15 protein-coding genes are annotated in these 15,483 nt (G+C 72.3%); 7 read left to right on the top strand and 8 right to left on the bottom strand.

The annotated features are described in order from the left end of the window. Positions 1-268 precede the first annotated feature (268 nt). Both FXF68_RS14470 and FXF68_RS14465 read left to right on the top strand, forming a co-directional pair. Positions 269-1,222, top strand: a complete 954-nt coding sequence (locus tag FXF68_RS14470) for an AraC family transcriptional regulator (RefSeq protein ID WP_246178689.1) — start codon at positions 269-271, stop codon at positions 1,220-1,222. Between the two features lie 146 nt (positions 1,223-1,368). Beyond that, entirely contained in the window at positions 1,369-2,391 is a 1,023-nt protein-coding gene (locus FXF68_RS14465; protein ID WP_148759522.1) for a LysR family transcriptional regulator, read from the top strand. Here FXF68_RS14465 and FXF68_RS14460 read toward each other — a convergent pair. Continuing rightward, positions 2,388-3,197, bottom strand: a complete 810-nt coding sequence (locus FXF68_RS14460; RefSeq protein WP_148759521.1) for a hypothetical protein — start codon at positions 3,195-3,197, stop codon at positions 2,388-2,390. The two genes, FXF68_RS14465 and FXF68_RS14460, sit on opposite strands and share 4 nt — an antisense overlap. Position 3,198: 1 nt before the next feature. After that, the gene (locus tag FXF68_RS14455) at positions 3,199-3,771 is read right to left on the bottom strand and encodes a papain-like cysteine protease family protein (protein WP_148759520.1); all 573 of its coding nucleotides are present in this window, start codon (positions 3,769-3,771) and stop codon (positions 3,199-3,201) included. A gap of 366 nt (positions 3,772-4,137) precedes the next feature. Between FXF68_RS14455 and FXF68_RS14450 the strand changes: the two genes are divergently transcribed. Continuing rightward, complete coding sequence (locus FXF68_RS14450) at positions 4,138-4,713, top strand: antibiotic biosynthesis monooxygenase (protein WP_148759519.1); 576 nt, start codon at positions 4,138-4,140, stop codon at positions 4,711-4,713. Here FXF68_RS14450 and FXF68_RS14445 read toward each other — a convergent pair whose 3' ends face one another. The 3 genes from FXF68_RS14445 to FXF68_RS14435 are packed head-to-tail and all read right to left on the bottom strand — an operon-like array spanning position 4,714 to position 8,230. Beyond that, positions 4,714-6,522: a choline/carnitine O-acyltransferase gene (locus tag FXF68_RS14445; protein WP_148759518.1), complete on the bottom strand. Its 1,809-nt coding sequence runs from the start codon at positions 6,520-6,522 to the stop codon at positions 4,714-4,716. It lies immediately after the preceding gene. Beyond that, positions 6,519-7,376 carry a class I SAM-dependent methyltransferase gene (locus FXF68_RS14440; protein WP_148759517.1) on the bottom strand — a complete coding sequence of 286 codons (858 nt, stop codon included), beginning with the start codon at positions 7,374-7,376 and terminating at the stop codon, positions 6,519-6,521. The genes FXF68_RS14445 and FXF68_RS14440 overlap by 4 nt, the downstream gene beginning before the upstream one ends. 8 nt (positions 7,377-7,384) lie before the next feature. After that, positions 7,385-8,230, bottom strand: a complete 846-nt coding sequence (locus FXF68_RS14435; RefSeq protein ID WP_148759516.1) for a HalD/BesD family halogenase — start codon at positions 8,228-8,230, stop codon at positions 7,385-7,387. 208 nt (positions 8,231-8,438) lie between these two features. Here FXF68_RS14435 and FXF68_RS43035 point away from each other — a divergent pair, with 208 nt between their 5' ends. Further along, positions 8,439-10,253 (top strand): serine/threonine-protein kinase, encoded by a 1,815-nt coding sequence (locus tag FXF68_RS43035; protein ID WP_222869946.1) that lies wholly within the window; start codon positions 8,439-8,441, stop codon positions 10,251-10,253. 103 nt (positions 10,254-10,356) lie between these two features. Further along, positions 10,357-11,571: a PP2C family protein-serine/threonine phosphatase gene (locus tag FXF68_RS14425; RefSeq protein WP_148759515.1), complete on the top strand. Its 1,215-nt coding sequence runs from the start codon at positions 10,357-10,359 to the stop codon at positions 11,569-11,571. 3 nt (positions 11,572-11,574) lie between these two features. On the opposite strand, the gene FXF68_RS14420 is transcribed toward FXF68_RS14425, so the two are convergent. The 3 genes from FXF68_RS14420 to FXF68_RS14410 form a co-directional block, all read right to left on the bottom strand. Next, complete coding sequence (locus FXF68_RS14420) at positions 11,575-12,909, bottom strand: hypothetical protein (RefSeq protein WP_246178688.1); 1,335 nt, start codon at positions 12,907-12,909, stop codon at positions 11,575-11,577. Continuing rightward, positions 12,909-13,178: a hypothetical protein gene (locus FXF68_RS14415; protein ID WP_148759514.1), complete on the bottom strand. Its 270-nt coding sequence runs from the start codon at positions 13,176-13,178 to the stop codon at positions 12,909-12,911. The genes FXF68_RS14420 and FXF68_RS14415 overlap by 1 nt, the downstream gene beginning before the upstream one ends. Positions 13,179-13,288: 110 nt before the next feature. Beyond that, entirely contained in the window at positions 13,289-13,579 is a 291-nt protein-coding gene (locus FXF68_RS14410; RefSeq protein WP_067901808.1) for a hypothetical protein, read from the bottom strand. Between the two features lie 231 nt (positions 13,580-13,810). Between FXF68_RS14410 and FXF68_RS14405 the strand changes: the two genes are divergently transcribed. Together FXF68_RS14405 and FXF68_RS14400 are read left to right on the top strand one after the other, a co-directional pair. Continuing rightward, a complete protein-coding gene (locus FXF68_RS14405) occupies positions 13,811-14,347 on the top strand; it encodes a ferritin-like domain-containing protein (RefSeq protein ID WP_148759513.1) in 537 nt (178 codons plus the stop codon). A gap of 127 nt (positions 14,348-14,474) precedes the next feature. After that, positions 14,475-15,443, top strand: a complete 969-nt coding sequence (locus FXF68_RS14400; protein ID WP_148759512.1) for a TIGR03557 family F420-dependent LLM class oxidoreductase — start codon at positions 14,475-14,477, stop codon at positions 15,441-15,443. Positions 15,444-15,483 lie beyond the last annotated feature (40 nt).

Below are 15,483 nucleotides of genomic sequence, written 5' to 3'. Positions count from 1 at the left end.
GCGAAACGCCGCGGTTTCGGCACCGTAGGACGGCCGCGCCGCCGGGCGCTTGCCCCCGGGCGCAAGGATTTTGCGGCATCGCGCATCGGGTGATCACGCACCGTCTGAATCGCCTCACTTTCCGCTGGAAACGCCTGCTCGGACGGCCCGGATCGGATACGCTCACCTGCGCTGATCACCGTCCGCGCGGCCGGGGTCGGCCAGCGGCGCGACGGCGGGCATTCCGGACGCGCACCACGGAACGGGACGCATCGGCGAAGGGCCTGCGGTGGACGACATCCTCGGCGGGCCCGCCCGTGCCGACCGCGCCGCCTACCGCCTCGCCCTGTACCGCACGGACCGGGCGGGCAAGATCCACGTGGGCGACGTCTATGCGAGTGAGACCCGCGCAGGCGACGCGTACACCGGCGAGGTCCGCGAACGCGATCCCGAGCCCGACGGGCGCGACCGTGACCGTGACCGTGACGAGGACGTCTACCGGTTCCTGCTGCCGCTGCACGGCGAGCTGGTGGTCGTGCTGGACGACGGCGGCGAGGCCCCGCTCCGACCGGGCACGGGGGGCCTCGTGCCGTCCGCCGCGGCGCTGCGCGCCGGACGGCCTCCGCCCGCCCGCGTCCTCGTGCTGACGATCCCCGCGCGCGAGGTGGACGGCAGGCTCCCGCCGGAGTCCCCGTTCGCCGCGGGCCTGTCGGCCGGGCTCGACCTGTCCGCCGGGCTCGGCCGGGTCGTCGCCGACATGGTCCGGGCGGTCGGGGAGGAGCGCGACTCGCTCACCGAGCGGCAGTTCGAGGCCGCCTGCGACCGGATCACCGAGCTGCTGTGCATCGTCGTCGCGGGCCGGCGGGCCGGTGGCGACCGGCCGCCCGCGCCGGGTCACCTCGCCGAGGTGGAGGCGGTGGTGCGGCGGTACGTCCGCGAGCACGTCACCGACCCGGCGCTGACCGGGGCGCGGGTGGCGCAGGCCCTCGGCTGGTCGCTGCGGCAGGTCCAGCTCGCGCTGCAGCGGGCCGGGACGACGCCGCGCGAGCTGATCCGCGAGGAGCGGCTCCGGCTCGTCCGGGACCGGCTGCGCAGCCCGCTCGACCGGCACGTCACGATCACCGACCTGGCGCACGCGACGGGGTTCTCCTCGGCCAGCGCGCTCAGCCACGCCTTCCGCAGGCGGTTCGGCGTCAGCCCCCGTGAGCTGCGGCAACAGGGACGCGCGCAGACCGTTCGGTGACGTCCGGCCGGGTCTGGCAGGCGTTGTCTGGCACGCATTTCCAGGCTGCGCGGACCAATCTGGGGTTAATATTCGACTGAAATCAGCAAACGGGGCGAAAGACGGTCAGGAGCGCGCTCGTGGACCTCGGCCCCCACCATCTCCGGATGATCGAGGCTATCGCCGCGACCGGCAGCATCAGCAAGGCCGCGGCCAGGCTCGGCCTGACCCAGCCCGCGGTGAGCACCATGCTCCGCCGGGTGGAGAGCCACCTCGGCGTTCAGTTGTTCGTCCGGTCCCCGGAGGGCGTGACGCCGACGCCGGTCGGGGCGGAGGTCGCCACCCGCGCGCGGGCCGCGCTCGCGAGCATCGACGACCTCAACGCCGCCCTCGCGCACCGGATCAGCGACCCGTCGGCGATGCCGCTGCTGCGGGTCGGCGTGCAGGTGTGCCCGGTGCTGACCGGGCTGGGCGAGCACCTCGGCGGGCTGTCCCCGGCGTCCCGGCTGCACCTGCGGGTCGACCAGGGCGGCGGGCGCATCCCCGCGCTGCTCGCCTCCGGCGCACTCGACATCGGGTTGTTCCAAGAGCCGTTCGAGCACGTCCCGCGGCCGCTGGGCGCACTCGAACGGCTCGTCCTGGTGGAGCGGGAGCCGATCCTCGCCGGGATGTCGTCCGACAGCCCGCTCGCCGCCCGCGAGACCGTCGAGCTGGCGGAGCTCGCCGAGCTGGACTGGGTCGACGACCCGCTCGACGACGGCCCGTGGCCCGCGTACATCCGCGGGGTGTGCGCCAACGCCGGGTTCCAGCCGCGGGTGCGGTACTGGGCGAGCGACTGGGGGATCTCGGCCTCCATCATCCGGTCCGGACGCGCCGTCGGGCTGTACCAGCCGACCGCGAGCCCCCGCGAGGGGATCGCGCTGCGCCGGATCGAGGGCGACCCGATCTCGCAGCGGATCGTGCTGGTCTGGCGCCCCGAGGCCGAGCAGGCCGCGGCCCGGCTGCGCGGCATCTTCAACGACGTGTACATGGACCTCGTCCGGGCTCAGCGGATCTACGGCGAATGGTGGGACGAGCATCCCGAGGCGCATCCGGCGTTACCCGTGCCCGCGTCCCCGGGGGCGGACCCCGCCCGGGAGGCGGGTTCCGGGAAGGGGGGCGGTTCCCGGAACCCGCTCGGAGGCGGCTAGTAGCTGCCCGGGGTACGGCGTCGTCGCGCCATGACGACGCCCGCCGCGGTCACCAGCCCGCCCGCGCCGAGCGCGAGCAGGACGGGCGCCGGGCCCCTGTCCGGCGTCCGATCGCTGACGCCGGTGGTGGGCGAGAAGCCGCCGAGCTTCCCGGAGCGCTGGTACGCGGAGCCAGGGAGCTTGTCCGCGTAGCGGCCGTGCACGAGCTTCTGGTACGACCCGACCGTGACGCCCTGCTTGACGGACGTCTTCGCCGTGTCGTTCAGAGCCGTGACGCGGCCGTCCTTGAGCCGGTACCAGGCGTGGATCTGCGGCTCGGTGAAGACCTGGCCGCCGTCCGCCTTGGCCGGGTAGACGGCCTCCTCGGTCCCGGAGATCACGTTCATGATCGTCCACTCGGCGCCGGACTTGGTGAGCCACACCGTCGCGTGCTGCCCGGTCGCCGACTTCGCGCCGACCGCCATGTAGGCGAACTGCGCGACGGGAGCGTTCGGCGTCCCCTTCACGAACTCGGGGTTGAGCGAGTACACGGGGTGGACGGCGCCTTCGAGCTTCGGCGCCTTGGCGGCGATCGCCGCCTGCGGGACGGCCTGGTTGGTGACCTGCCCGCGGTTGTGCTGGTCGAGGTGGACGAAGAACTGGCCGATCCGCTGCTGGGCGGCGGCCGAGGAGGCGACCTTCGCCGCCGCGGCCTCGTCCGAGGACGGTCCGGCCGCGAACGCCGCGTTGCCGCCCATCAGGACGGTGCCGCCGATCAGGGTCGCCGCTGTGAACTTGGCCGCGTTGTTGAACTTGGCGTTCCGCATGTCACGCACCCACCTTCGACAGGGCCTCGCCCCAGCGGAACTGCCCGTTGCTGACGTAGCTGCTGTGGCTCATCTCGCCGTACCGGGGGCTGGCCGGCCAGGGGTCGCCGTAGGAGAGCGTCTGCCCGGTGTAGCCGTAGATCACCTGGGCGTGGCCGCCGCCGGCGGTCCAGTAGATGCCGGTCTCGATCGGGCGCTTGCCGTCGATCTCGGTGACCACGGCCTGGTAGGACAGCGGTCCGGTCACCTGGCCCGGGGAGAGCCCGAGCTTCTGGAACGCCGTCTGGTCCCACTGCAGCTGGCCGGGCTGGTTCGGGCACTGGCCGCCCGCGGGGCGGTTCCGTGCGAGGTTGCAGAACTCGTTCTGGCTGACGTTCCCCTTGCCGTGGAACTTGGCGATGGTCAGCCCGCTTGCGGCCCAGCACCACTGGTTCTGCTGCTGGACCTCCTGCTGGATCTGGAGGACGCCTGCCGAGGCGACTCCGGACGACACCGCGAAGGTGGTCGCCGCTACGCCCGCGACACCGGCCGCGATCCGTAGGCGTGCCCGGGCGGGTCGGGTACGCGTTCTCATTCGCTTCCGCCTTTTCTCCCGGCTATCGCCGTGCGGTCTCTCGTCCGGGCACGGTGCGCGCGAAGGGCCTCCGTTTCGCCGGACGGGAGCATTGGCCGGCGGGAGGACGGATCGCACACCTCGCGGTATCCCTACCGGTGCCGGGGGAGTCTTCCGGGCGGGAACCCCGGGCGAGAGGCCGTAGGAACACCATGACAGTCTCATTGGCGACAAACCGCCGGTAATGTCAGCAGGTCATAACGGCGGTATATATGACCCTGTTTCCGCAGGTTGGGCGGGTGGCGGCGACGCCGGGACCGGCCCGCGCGCCGGGCCGCGCCGCGTCCGGCCCGCATGGAAATGGCGGATCCGGTCACACTCCCCGGCATGGCTGAACGCGACGGCGAACCCGTCACGGCCGTGGTCACCTGGGACGTCAAGCCCGGCCGCGAGCACGACTTCGAGGAATGGGCCGAGGGCATGCACCAGATCGCCATGCGCCACCCCGGGCACCGCGGCGCGACCTGGCTGCGCGCCGAGGGGGCGCGGAACCGCTACTACACCGTGGTGAACTTCGACGGCCAGGAGCACCTCGACGAGTGGCTGGGCTCGCGCGAACGCGCCGACTGGCTCCGCCGCCTGCACGGGATCGCGGCCGAGCGGCAGCCCCAGACGACCGGCCTGGAGACCTGGTTCAGCCTGCCGGGGGAGTCGGTGCCGCCGCCGTCCAAGGCCAAGATGATCGTCGTCACGTTCCTCGCGGTCTATCCGATCAGCCTGCTGCTGAACGCGTTCGTCACCCCGCTGACCACGTCGTGGCCGGTGCCGCTGAAGGCGCTGACGTTCCCGGTGATCCTCGTCCCGCTGCTGACCCTGCTCGTCATGCCGCTGCTGAGCCGGGCGTTCCGGCGGTGGCTGTACCCGGTCGGGCGGTCGCACCGGCCCGCGAAACCCGGCCGCTGATCAGACCAGCAGGTCGTGCAGCTCCCGGACGGCGTCGCGGAGCCGGTCGGCGAACGCGAACATCGCGTCCGCGACCGGGCGCGGGGTGCTCAGGTAGACGTTGAACCGGTCGGGCAGCAGGACGTAGGCCACGCCGATGCACTGCTCGCTGGTCGAGCCGAACCCGAAGTACCGGATGTGCTCCGACGGCGCGGAGCTGGTGCTCAGGTAGTCGTCCCGCATGACGAGCCAGCCCGGCGAGGCGAACAGCGGCGGCGGCTCGGTGACGCCGACCTCCGCGCCGCGCCGCCGCTGGATCAGCTGCAGCTCCCACAGGTGCTGCTCGGGCGCCTGCCCCGCCTGGCACTCGCGGGCGCGCCGGACGTGCGCGTCGGCGGCGGCGCGGAACGCGTCCCGGCGGATCTCGCGGCCGGCGGCGGGGTCGTCCATGACGTCGGCGAACCGCACCACCTCGGGCGTGACGACGCGCATCGCCTCGGTGCGGCCGTGCCGGAGGTGGCGGGTCGCGATCGACTCGTAGGTCGCGCCGGTCAGGCCCTTCGCGCGCCGGTGGGCGAGCTGGTAGGCGAGCTGGACGAACGCGTCCGGGGACGTCCCGAGCCGCTTGATCTCGGCGGACCCGAACGTCGCGAACGACACGGTCGTCGTCGCGGTCGCGGCGCCGTAGGCGGCGAACGCGGCGGCGGCGTCGCGGATGTCGCGGCGGAGCGCGTCGTCGAGGGCGAACTCGATCGGCTCGATCACCGGGAGCCCCTGCGACCGCGCCCCCGACCGCCGGGACAGCAGCAGCGGGGACGTGCCGAGCAGCGCGTCCACGAAGCTGAGGACGGTGGTGCCGTCCAGGCCGCAGTGCTCGACGTTGATCCCGGCCGTCCCGTCCGCGAAGACGACGAACGACACGGCCTTGTCGAACCAGCGGTTGCCGCTGTCGCCGTGCAGGAGGTGGTCGCAGGCGTTGAGAGCGTCGCGGGGGACGAAGTCCTCCAGGCAGACGCAGAACAGGGCCGTCTCGACCTCGTCCAGCGCCCGCGCGTTGCGCGGGTCGGCGGCGAGCAGCGCGGTGCGGCTCGCCGCCCAGTCGGCGCGGGCCTTGGTGGTGAGGTGCCCGGCGGACGGCTCCACCGCGGGCTCCGCCTTCATGATCGTCTCCAGGCCGGCGGTCAGCTCGTCCAGGGAGTGCGGGCGGCCGTCCGGGCCGAGCACGTCCATCCGGATGAGGTTGCCGCGGAAGAACACCACGATGTGCCGGGCCTGGGACGGGCCGGGCCACGCGTCGGAGTACGGGCGGCGGACCGTGTCCTGCTCCGCGCCGGGGATGCGGGTCGTGGAGAACAGGTACTTGTTCTGCACCATCGACAGCGGGCGCCCGCGGTGCACGACCGGGGGGACGGCCTCGTCGTCCAGCCGCACCTTGTAGTCGAGCGCCCCGGCGATCAGCCCGGCCGCGCGCTGCGCCTGGTCCTCCTCGGACTCCTTGAACAGGAAGAAGAAGTTCGCGTTCAGGGCGATGCGGTCGCGGCGGCCGAGGTAGCGGTACGGCCAGAACGTGTCGAGCCAGCTGTGCACGCCCTCGGACGCGTCGTAGCGTTCGAGGGCCGCGTGCAGCTTGCGGCCGGGGCCGTCCGGGCGGGCGAAGTCGGCGACCGCGGCCTCCGTCCGGGCCCGCTCGGCCGCGGTCAGCAGCGGCGCGCACCATTCGAGGAACCGCTCGCAGGTCGCGTCGAGCGTCGGCAGCGGCACGCGCGGCAGTGCCGCCTCGTTGCCGAAGGTGCGGGACGAGAGCTCATCGCTGGGGTTGCTGGCGTTCACTTCGATCCTCGTGTTTCCGGGCGGTTCCCGGCCCGTGCGGGCCGGGGCGGGTGGGGCTGGGAGGTGTAGAGCTGGGCGTAGAACCACCCGTCGGTCTCCACGCCGGTCGGGTCGACGCCCGCGGCGGAGAGCCGGTCCAGGACCCCGGCCCGCTCCTGCGGCGTCGCGAACCGCCGCTGCCGGAACAGCCCCTCGTGGCGGACGGTCCGGTACCCCGCCGCGCCGAGGGTCTCCGCGATCGGCTCGAAGGGGAACATGCGCAGCACGAAGTGCGCCATCCACGGCCGGTTCCCGCCGGGCCCGCCGAGGATCCTGGAAATGGTCCGCTCGGTGACGTATCCGAGGCACCCGGTGGAGATGACCAGGTCGGCGCCGTCGAGCCGCGCGCGCTGCTCGTCGGTCGGTTCGCCGCTCTCCAGATCGGCGTGGACGGCGCCGTCCAGGAATCCGGCTTCGAGGGCATAGGAAAGGGCTTCCTCCGAGGCGTCCAGGCCGAGGAAACGCACGGGGTCCGTGCGGCCGCGGGAACGGACGAGCTCCCTGTCCCGAGTGAGCAGCGACTCGCGTGTTCGCTGACGCGCGTCCCGGTCGGCGTAGCGATGGTACAGCTCTTCCATCGTCGCCCCGTATTTCACCAGGGCGGCGTTGACGCCGTAGGAGCAGCCGATGTCCAGAACGGTCGGCGCCGGCGCCCCGCACGCCTCCCGGTATTCGCTGATCAGGCGCCGGAAGTGTGGTTTCGCCAGCTCCGGTATGGAGTAGTCGAGTTCGCGGAGAGTGCCGAAGTAGGCCCGCGGATCGGGCCGCGTGTAGATGTGGTCGAACGACATCTTGACGGTTTCGCCGGTGCGCATCCGTGCCCCTAGTCGAGCAACCGGTCGACTCGGACGGCGCGCCCCTCCGCCGCCAGGTGCTCGGGCAGGACGCGGCCGAAGAGCTGCCGCGTCCGCGCGACGCTGCCGACGACCCCCGGACGCTCGCTGTAGGCGAAGATCGCCGTGTGCCGCGCCGTCCTCCCGGACACCTTGCCCACCCGGTGCAGCGAGTACCGTCCCTTGAATAATTGCAGGTCACCGGGCCGGAGCGCCAGCCGCTGGACGAGATCGCCGCCCCGCCCGGCGAGCACCCGGCCGACGTCGCCGAAGTTCTCCGCGTCCGCCGACCGGATGTTCGGGCAGTACTCGAAGTCGCCGCCCGCCTCGGCCGCCTGGACGAGCATGCTCACGGTGAACTCGTTGGTGTCGAAATGCCAGGGATGCTCCATGCCGGGCCGCACGACGTTCAGGCACAGGCCCGACAGCGGATCGGCCAGCTCGTACACGACCGGCATTCCGAAACAGGCGGCCGTGAACCGCCGGAACAGCGGATTTGAATAAAGGCGGTGGACCACGAAACCGGCCGGGATGCGGTCGCGCGGGACGAACGCGTTGCCCCGCTTCATGGTGAGCCGTCCTGGATGCCCCTCCGGCAATGGCGTGGCCACGTCGATGTTGTAGGCGTTCACCGTTTCGACGTCGGTGTGGGCGTGGGGCGCGATGCGCGCGCATTCCGTTCGCAATGCGTGCAGCAATGCGGGACGAATGAAGTCGGGCAGCACGCAGCAGCCCGTTTCCGCCAGCTCCGCCCCGGCCCGCGAAATGACGGGGAGCCATCCGTCCGGCAGATAGCGGTCGGCGACCACCCGCCCGAAGTCCTCCGCTGCGTCCATGAACGTCCTTTCGGCTCGGCGCGCCGCATATGCGCGTTCTAGCACAATCCGGACGCGAGATCATGAACTGCGGAGGGACGCTCCCCGGCGTCTGCCCGGCGTCTGCCGGGGCGTCTCCCCGGCCGGACGGCTCCGGCGGCGGGGTGGCGATCGCGACGACTTTCCGCGAACCTTTCCTCACGCGGCGGCGTCACCGTCCAGTGGAAACATGATCGAGGAGTGCGGGGAGCGCGGGATGGACTGGCGGCTGACGGACTTCACCGAGGACCGCGAACTCGGACGCGGCGCGCAGGGCAGGGTCGTCCTCGCCCGGCACGCCGGGTCCGGGACGCCGGTCGCGATCAAGTACCTCGTCCGGGGCGATCCGGGCGCGCTCGCGGCGCTGCGCTCGGAGGCGCAGATGCTCGGCCGCCTGACCAGCCCCTACGTCGCGCGCCTCTACCAGTTCGTGGAGCGCGAGCAGGGCGCGGCGATCGTCATGGAGGCGATCAACGGCGCGTCGCTGAAGGAGGTCCTGCGCGAGCACGGCGCGCTCGCGCCGGAGGCGGCGCTGCTCGTGCTGAAGGGGTCGCTGCTCGGGCTCGCGGCGGCGCACGCCGTCGGCGTCGTGCACCGCGACTACAAGCCCGCGAACGTCGTCGTCCAGGCCGACGGGCTCAGCAAGCTCGTCGACTTCGGCGTCGCCGTCCTCGCCGGGGAGGGCTCGCTCGCCGGGACGCCCGTCTACATGGCCCCCGAGCAGTGGCGCGGCGAGCCCGCCTCCCCCGCGACCGACGTGTACGCCGCCACCTGCGTGTTCGTCGAGTGCGTGACCGGGCACCGGCCGTTCGCGGCGGGCGAGCGGGCCGCGCTCATGAACCAGCACCTCACCGCCCGGGTCGACGTCACGGACGTCCCGGAGCCGCTGCGCCCGCTCGTCCTGCGCGGCATGGCGAAGGAGCCGGCGGAACGCCCGGCGGGCGCCGCGTCGTTCGTCGCGATGCTGGAGTCGGCCGCCGTCGCCGCGTACGGGAGCGACTGGGAGCAGCGGGGCGTCCGCGCGCTCGCCGCCGCCGCGGTCGCGCTGGCCGCGCTGTTCCCGCTCGGCGCGCTCACCGTCGCCCCCGCCTCCGGCGCCGCGGGCGCGGCGGGCGCCGCCGGGGCCGCCGGGTCGGGCGCGGCCGGGTCGGGCGGCGGCGCGGGCGCGGCCGGGGCCGCCGCCGGGAAGGGCATCCTCGCCACGGCGGCGGGCAAGGGCGCGGTCGCCGCCGCGGGCGCGGCCGTGGTCGCCGCGACGGCGGGCGGCGCCGTCTACGCCACCCAGGACCACAAGGACCCGCCGCCCGCCCCCGTCGCGGTCGTCGCCCTCGCCGCCCAGAACGAGACGCTCCGCGACCCGGAGATCGTGGTGCAGAACGTCCAGTACCCCAAGGTCAGCGGTCTGCGGAACCCGGCGCTCGAACGGCGGATCAACGCCGAGCTGCGCGGCCCGCTGGACCGCCTCATCGCGATGTCGCGGGCCCTCGACCGCGACTTCGGCTGCCATGGCAAGCCTGTGAAGATCGCCACGAAGACGCGGCTCGGGCTGCGCGGGCCCCGGCTCGTGTCCGTCCGGTACTTCCAGATCACCGACAACTGCCAGCAGGCGGACGGGTCGCCCGGCGGCGAGGTCGTCACCGTCGACCTGCGCACCGGCCGCAGGCTCACCGCCGCCGACGTGTTCCGTCCCGAGGCGCTGACGGACGCGGGCGCCGCCCGGCTCCGGTCGATCGTCGCCCAGCACCCCGTCGGGAACGAGCGCCGCTGGTCCGACTGCTCGCGGGACGGCAGGTTCCGGCGGTCCGACTTCTTCCCGGGCAGGCCCATCGGGCCCGGCCAGACGACCTCGCCGCCGTACCTGAGCCCGTTCTTCACGCCCGCCGAGTTCCAGCTCTCCTACCTCGCGGGCGGCAGCGACGGCTGCGGCGACCTGAACTTCGGCGCGTCGTACGCGAGCGTCCGCGGGATGCTGAAACCCGAGATCGTGGCGATGCTGCCCACCTAGACCGTCCAGGGCTCCCGCCACATGGGACTCGGCCGGGCGGGGTACACCGTCCCGGAACGGAAACGGCACATCACGTCGAGGAGACGGCCCGGGACGGCGACCGATGCTGAGAGAACTGGTGGCGGCGAGCCACCTGATGTCGATGGAGCAGTTGCCGGACGCGGTGGCCTTCCACGCCGCGGACGCGGGCCTGCACGACACGCTGATCTACATCGTCGACCTCCAGCAGACCGTGCTGCGCCTGCTCACCGGCGTGGGCCCGGACGCCGGGCGCGAGCCGGGCCAGGAGATCCCGGAGCTCAAGGTCGAGGGGACGATCGCGGGCCGCGCGTTCCAGACCCTCCGGCCGGTGACCGGCCAGGCGTTGGACGACGGGACGTGCCAGTACTGGCTGCCGATCCTCGACGGGGCCGAGCGGATCGGCGTGCTCAGGGTCACCATCCCCGCCGACGACGACCGAGCGAAGGACGACGCCGAGTACCTCGCGGGCCTGGTCGCGCTGATGATCGTCAGCAAGGGCCCGTACAGCGACTCGCTCTCCCGGCTCGTGCGCACCCGGGAGATGACGGTGTCCGCCGAGATGCAGTGGCGGCTGCTGCCGCCGCTCACCTTCGCCAACGACCAGGTGGTCATCGGCGCCGCCCTGGAGCCCGCGTACAAGCTCGGCGGCGACACCTTCGACTACGCGCTCGCCGGGAACACGGCCCATCTCGCGATCTTCGACGCGATGGGGCACGACACCACGGCGGGGCTGACGTCCAACCTCGCCATCGCGGCCTGCCGCAACAGCCGCCTCCAGGGCGCGGGCCTCGTCGAGACCGGGCAGGCGATCGAGGCGGTCCTCGCCGAGCAGGACGGGAGCGGCCGCTTCGTCACCGCCGTGCTCGCCGAACTGGACCTGCGGTCGGGCTTCTTCTCCTGGATCTCGCACGGCCATCCGCCGCCCGTGGTCATCCGGGACGGCCGCTGGGTGGCGACGCTGGAGTGCCGTCCGGGCGCGCCGCTCGGGACCGGGCTCGGCGACACCCCCGAGCTGTGCAGCGAGCAGCTCGAACCCGGCGACCGCGTGATCCTCTACAGCGACGGGATCGTGGAGGCCCGCGACCCGCACAAGAAGGAGTTCGGGCTCGAACGGTTCGTCGACTTCATCATCAGGCGGGAGGCGGACGGGCTGCCCGTCCCGGAGACGCTGCGCCGCCTCATCCACAGCATCCTCCAGCACCACTCCGGACGCCTCGACGACGACGCGACCGTCCTGCTCGTCGAGTGGGAGGGCCCGTTCGGGGACGGCGCGCGGGACCGGATGGTGCAGACCTGACCGTCACGCCTGCGGCTGCGGGCCCCGCACGTACCGGACGGCCCACCGCCCCAGCCCGCGCGCGATCCCGAACAGGATCAGCGCGACACCGGCCAGCGGCAGGACCAGCAGGACGATCTGCAGCCCCGACGTGATCAGTTCGAGCGCCCCCGCGCCCGCCGACGCCTCCGCCGCGAGCCGCCGGATCATCCACCAGTCCTTCTCGGCGAGCGCCGGGATCTGGCTGATGATGAGGCCGAGCTGGAGCAGCAGCACCGGGATGATCGTCAGCACCCACACCGTCACGAAGACCTGCGGCCAGCGCTTGAGGTCGTCCAGCCGGGCGTCGGCGGGGCGGCGCAGCAGCGTCCGGCGCAGGATCGGCCCGATGTACTTGAACAGGTCGGGGATGCCGATCAGGTCGGACATGATGTAGTACCCGTCGAACCGCAGCGTCGGCAGCAGCTGCTGGATCATCTCCAGGTTGACGTATAGCACGGCGACGAGCAGCGGCTCGAACCCCGTCTGCAGGTAGGCGAGCGTCAGCCCGAGGACGAAGATCGCGTTGAAGTAGACGCCCGCGAGGTCGGTGCGCAGGCGCCCGCCGCGGCCGAGCCGGTACGACTCGGTGATGTCGGTGTAGAACGCGGGCCAGACCAGGTAGATGCCGCAGCCCATGACGCCGGGCCGCACGCCCCCGTACCGGCAGGCCGTCGCGTGCCCGACCTCGTGGAACGCGCAGGACGCCACGCCGAGCCCCATGACCAGCAGGATGCTGACCGGGTTCATGATCGCCGTGGTGATCGCGTCCACCATGGAGCGGGTGGTGAGCAGCCAGCCCTCGGCGGCGCCGAACGCGGCGAGCATCGCGATCAGCACGACCGGCCGGAACAGCCAGCCGAACAGCCCGCCGACGAACCAGGTGAACGACTCGGGGAGGACCGCGACCCGGAACTTCAGCCCGAGGAACGGGTCGGCCTTCACGGTCTGGGCCGGGGTGCCGTCGCTGTAGGTGGTGACGCCGAGCGGGGCGAGCTTGCGGTCGGCCAGGTAGACGACCTGCTCGCCGGTGAGCCGCGCGCCGGCCTGCTCGCTGACCGCCGCGGCGACCCGGTCGAGGGCCGCGGCGGCGTCGCCGCCCGCGAGGTCGCGGTGCTCGTGCAGCGCCTTCGCGACGAGGAACAGCAGCGGCGGCAGCCGGACGAGCTGCCCGTTCGGCAGCCGGACGAGCTCGGGCGGCTCCCGGTAGCCGGAGTTCTTGAACTCCCCGACCAGCTCGGCGCCGTCGACGAGGGCGGGCAGCGTGAGGGCGGCGGGCGGCTCGGCGCCGTCCACGGCCGGGGTCGCCGGGGTGCCCATCAGCCGTGCTGCTGGACGACGGTGCCCGGGACGCAGGTCAGCGAGGAGTACGGGGCCTGGGCGAACAGGCCCGTCCCGAGGAGGCCGTTGGTGCCGGGGGAGTTGGTCGCCTGACAGGCGTAGACGATCGTGGTGTCGCCGCCCCCGCCGCCGGTCCCGCCGCCGCCGAGCGGCGCCAGGGCGGACAGCAGGAGCCGTCCGGGCAGGACCTCGGCGCGGAGGCCGTCGAGGTCGGCGAAGGTGAGCGTGCGAGGGTGCGTGTGGCTCATCGGATCGCTTTCGCGTCGTGGAACAAGGGCCGTGAAAGGGGGGAAGGGCCGACGGGAGAACGCCGGCCCTTCCCATACGGGCCAGGGGCCCGCTTTCATGCGTCGCCGGATCAGTGACCCGAGACCACCGAGCTGCTCGCGCAGGTGAACGAGGAGGTCGGGTTGTTGGAGCTGAGCCCCAGCGCGCCGATGAGCCCGCCCTGCGGGTTGTTGTTGATGGCCTGGCAGTTCGGCACGACCGCGGTGGTGCCGCCGCCGTGGCCGCCGCCCCCGTGGTTGAAGTTGAGGTTGCTGTTGTCGTTGTCGCTGCCGCCACCGACGAGAAGGGTGGACAGCACGGCGCGCTCCGGCAGGACCTCGCCGGCCAGCTTGTCCAGCTCGGTGTAGCTGAAGGACTTCATGTGGTTCCTTTTCTCCTTGTCACGCCCGGATCTCAAGGTGGATACCGGATGTCCCTTCTCCCGCCTCGGGTCGAGACGAGATAGCTCTACGTATAGCAGATGTGACTCACAGTGGCCAACACGGGGGGTGACGGCGATTCCGCGATCTCGGCGTTCGCGCATGCCGCGCCCTTGCTGGGTAGGACCGGGGCGTCCGAACGGAGATCGATGGTCTGACCAGGGGGAGCGGAAATGGCCGACAGGAGTTTCAGCATCGACGTGGCGGCGATCCGGGACCGGGCCCGGCAGAAGATGGCCGACGGCCCCGTGACGGAGGGCTACCGGCGCAGCGCCGAGGAGGTCATCGGCGTGCTGAACGACGTGCTCGCCACCGAGATCGTCTGCTGGATGCGCTACTCCCGGCACGCGATCAGCGCCAGCGGGATAGACCGCGCGCAGGTCGCGGCGGAGTTCAACGAGCACGCCGACGAGGAGCGCGACCACGCGATGCGCGCGGCGGAGCGGATCAACCAGCTGGGCGGCGAGCCGGACTTCGATCCCGCCACCATCACGACGCGGTCGCACACGACCTACGACACGTTCGACGACTCCGACCTCAAGGGAATGCTGCAGGACAACCTCGTCGCGGAGCGCATCGTCATCGAGTCCTACCAGGAGATAATCCGCTGGCTCGGGGACGGCGACGTGACCACTCGGCGGCTGATGGAGCACATCCTCGAAGAGGAGGAAGAGCACGCCGACGACCTCATCGACCTCCTCGGATATTGACGAATCCCGGGCATTGAGAAGGCGCGCGGGCGGCAGGAGATTTACCGAGACTTGACGAGTCGGCCGGGCGCCGGCGATTCGGCGGGGCGCCGACGATTCGCTTCGTCCGGACGGGTATCGAGCCCGCATGGAATTCGGATACACGCTGCTCTGCGAGCAGACGCCGCCCAAGCAGCTGGTCACCGACCTGGTCGAGGCGGAGGAGGCCGGTTTCGACTACTCGGTCATCTCCGACCACTACTTCCCGTGGCTGGAGGACCAGGGCCACTCGGCCTACGCCTGGTCGGTGCTCGGCGCGCTCGCCCAGGCCACCCACCGCATCCCGCTGATGACGTTCGTGACCTGCCCGATCATGCGCTACCACCCGGCGGTGGTCGCGCAGAAGGCCGCCACGATGGGCGTCCTGTCGGACGGCAGGTTCACGCTCGGGCTCGGCGCGGGCGAGAACCTCAACGAGCACATCGTGGGGCGCGGCTGGCCGTCGGTGGACGTCCGGCACGAGATGTTCGAGGAGGCCGTCGAGATCATCAGGGCGCTCCTCGGCGGCGGCTACGTCAACTACCGCGGCCGGCACTTCACCGTCGACTCGGCGAAGGTCTACGACCTGCCGGACCAGCCCGTCAGGATCGGGATGGCCGCGTTCGGCCCGCGTGCCGGACGGCTCGCCGCCCGGCACGCCGACCTGCTGATCTCCGACCAGCCGGTCGAGGACGTCGTCGACCTGTTCCACAAGGAGGGCGGCGCGGGGAAGCCCGTCTACGGCCAGATCCCGGTCGCGTTCGGGAGCGACGTCGAGGAGTGCAAGCGGCGGGCGCACCGCATCTGGCGCTTCTCGGCGCCCGGCTGGAAGGTCATGGCCGAACTGCCCGGGCCGGGGAACTTCGCGGCGGCGTCCGAGACCGTCCGTCCGGAGGACGTCGCCGAGTCCGTCCCGTGCGGGGACGACGTGGACGACTACGTCCAGGCCGTCCAGCAGTGGGCGGACGCGGGCTTCACCCACATCGCCTTCTGCCAGTCCGGCCCCGACCACCAGAAGGACTTCCGCACCTGGGCGGAGGCGGACCTCCTGCCCGTCCTGCGCGAACGCTTCGGATGAGCCGCCGGAGGAGCGGGGCGCGGTCCAGCACGGACGACCT

This window comes from Actinomadura decatromicini (assembly GCF_008121305.1).
In the GTDB taxonomy this organism is placed as follows: domain Bacteria; phylum Actinomycetota; class Actinomycetes; order Streptosporangiales; family Streptosporangiaceae; genus Spirillospora; species Spirillospora syzygii.
This window is presented reverse-complemented; position numbering and strand designations above follow the sequence as displayed.

Coding starts and splice junctions, on each gene's coding strand:
- FXF68_RS14465 (WP_148759522.1), top strand. CDS start 1,369: ATGATCGAGGCTATCGCCGCGACCGGCAGCATCAGCAAGGCCGCGGCC.
- FXF68_RS14460 (WP_148759521.1), bottom strand. CDS start 3,197: ATGCGGAACGCCAAGTTCAACAACGCGGCCAAGTTCACAGCGGCGACC.
- FXF68_RS14455 (WP_148759520.1), bottom strand. CDS start 3,771: ATGAGAACGCGTACCCGACCCGCCCGGGCACGCCTACGGATCGCGGCC.
- FXF68_RS14450 (WP_148759519.1), top strand. CDS start 4,138: ATGGCTGAACGCGACGGCGAACCCGTCACGGCCGTGGTCACCTGGGAC.
- FXF68_RS14440 (WP_148759517.1), bottom strand. CDS start 7,376: ATGCGCACCGGCGAAACCGTCAAGATGTCGTTCGACCACATCTACACG.
- FXF68_RS14435 (WP_148759516.1), bottom strand. CDS start 8,230: ATGGACGCAGCGGAGGACTTCGGGCGGGTGGTCGCCGACCGCTATCTG.
- FXF68_RS43035 (WP_222869946.1), top strand. CDS start 8,439: ATGATCGAGGAGTGCGGGGAGCGCGGGATGGACTGGCGGCTGACGGAC.
- FXF68_RS14425 (WP_148759515.1), top strand. CDS start 10,357: ATGCTGAGAGAACTGGTGGCGGCGAGCCACCTGATGTCGATGGAGCAG.
- FXF68_RS14420 (WP_246178688.1), bottom strand. CDS start 12,909: ATGGGCACCCCGGCGACCCCGGCCGTGGACGGCGCCGAGCCGCCCGCC.
- FXF68_RS14415 (WP_148759514.1), bottom strand. CDS start 13,178: ATGAGCCACACGCACCCTCGCACGCTCACCTTCGCCGACCTCGACGGC.
- FXF68_RS14410 (WP_067901808.1), bottom strand. CDS start 13,579: ATGAAGTCCTTCAGCTACACCGAGCTGGACAAGCTGGCCGGCGAGGTC.
- FXF68_RS14405 (WP_148759513.1), top strand. CDS start 13,811: ATGGCCGACAGGAGTTTCAGCATCGACGTGGCGGCGATCCGGGACCGG.
- FXF68_RS14400 (WP_148759512.1), top strand. CDS start 14,475: ATGGAATTCGGATACACGCTGCTCTGCGAGCAGACGCCGCCCAAGCAG.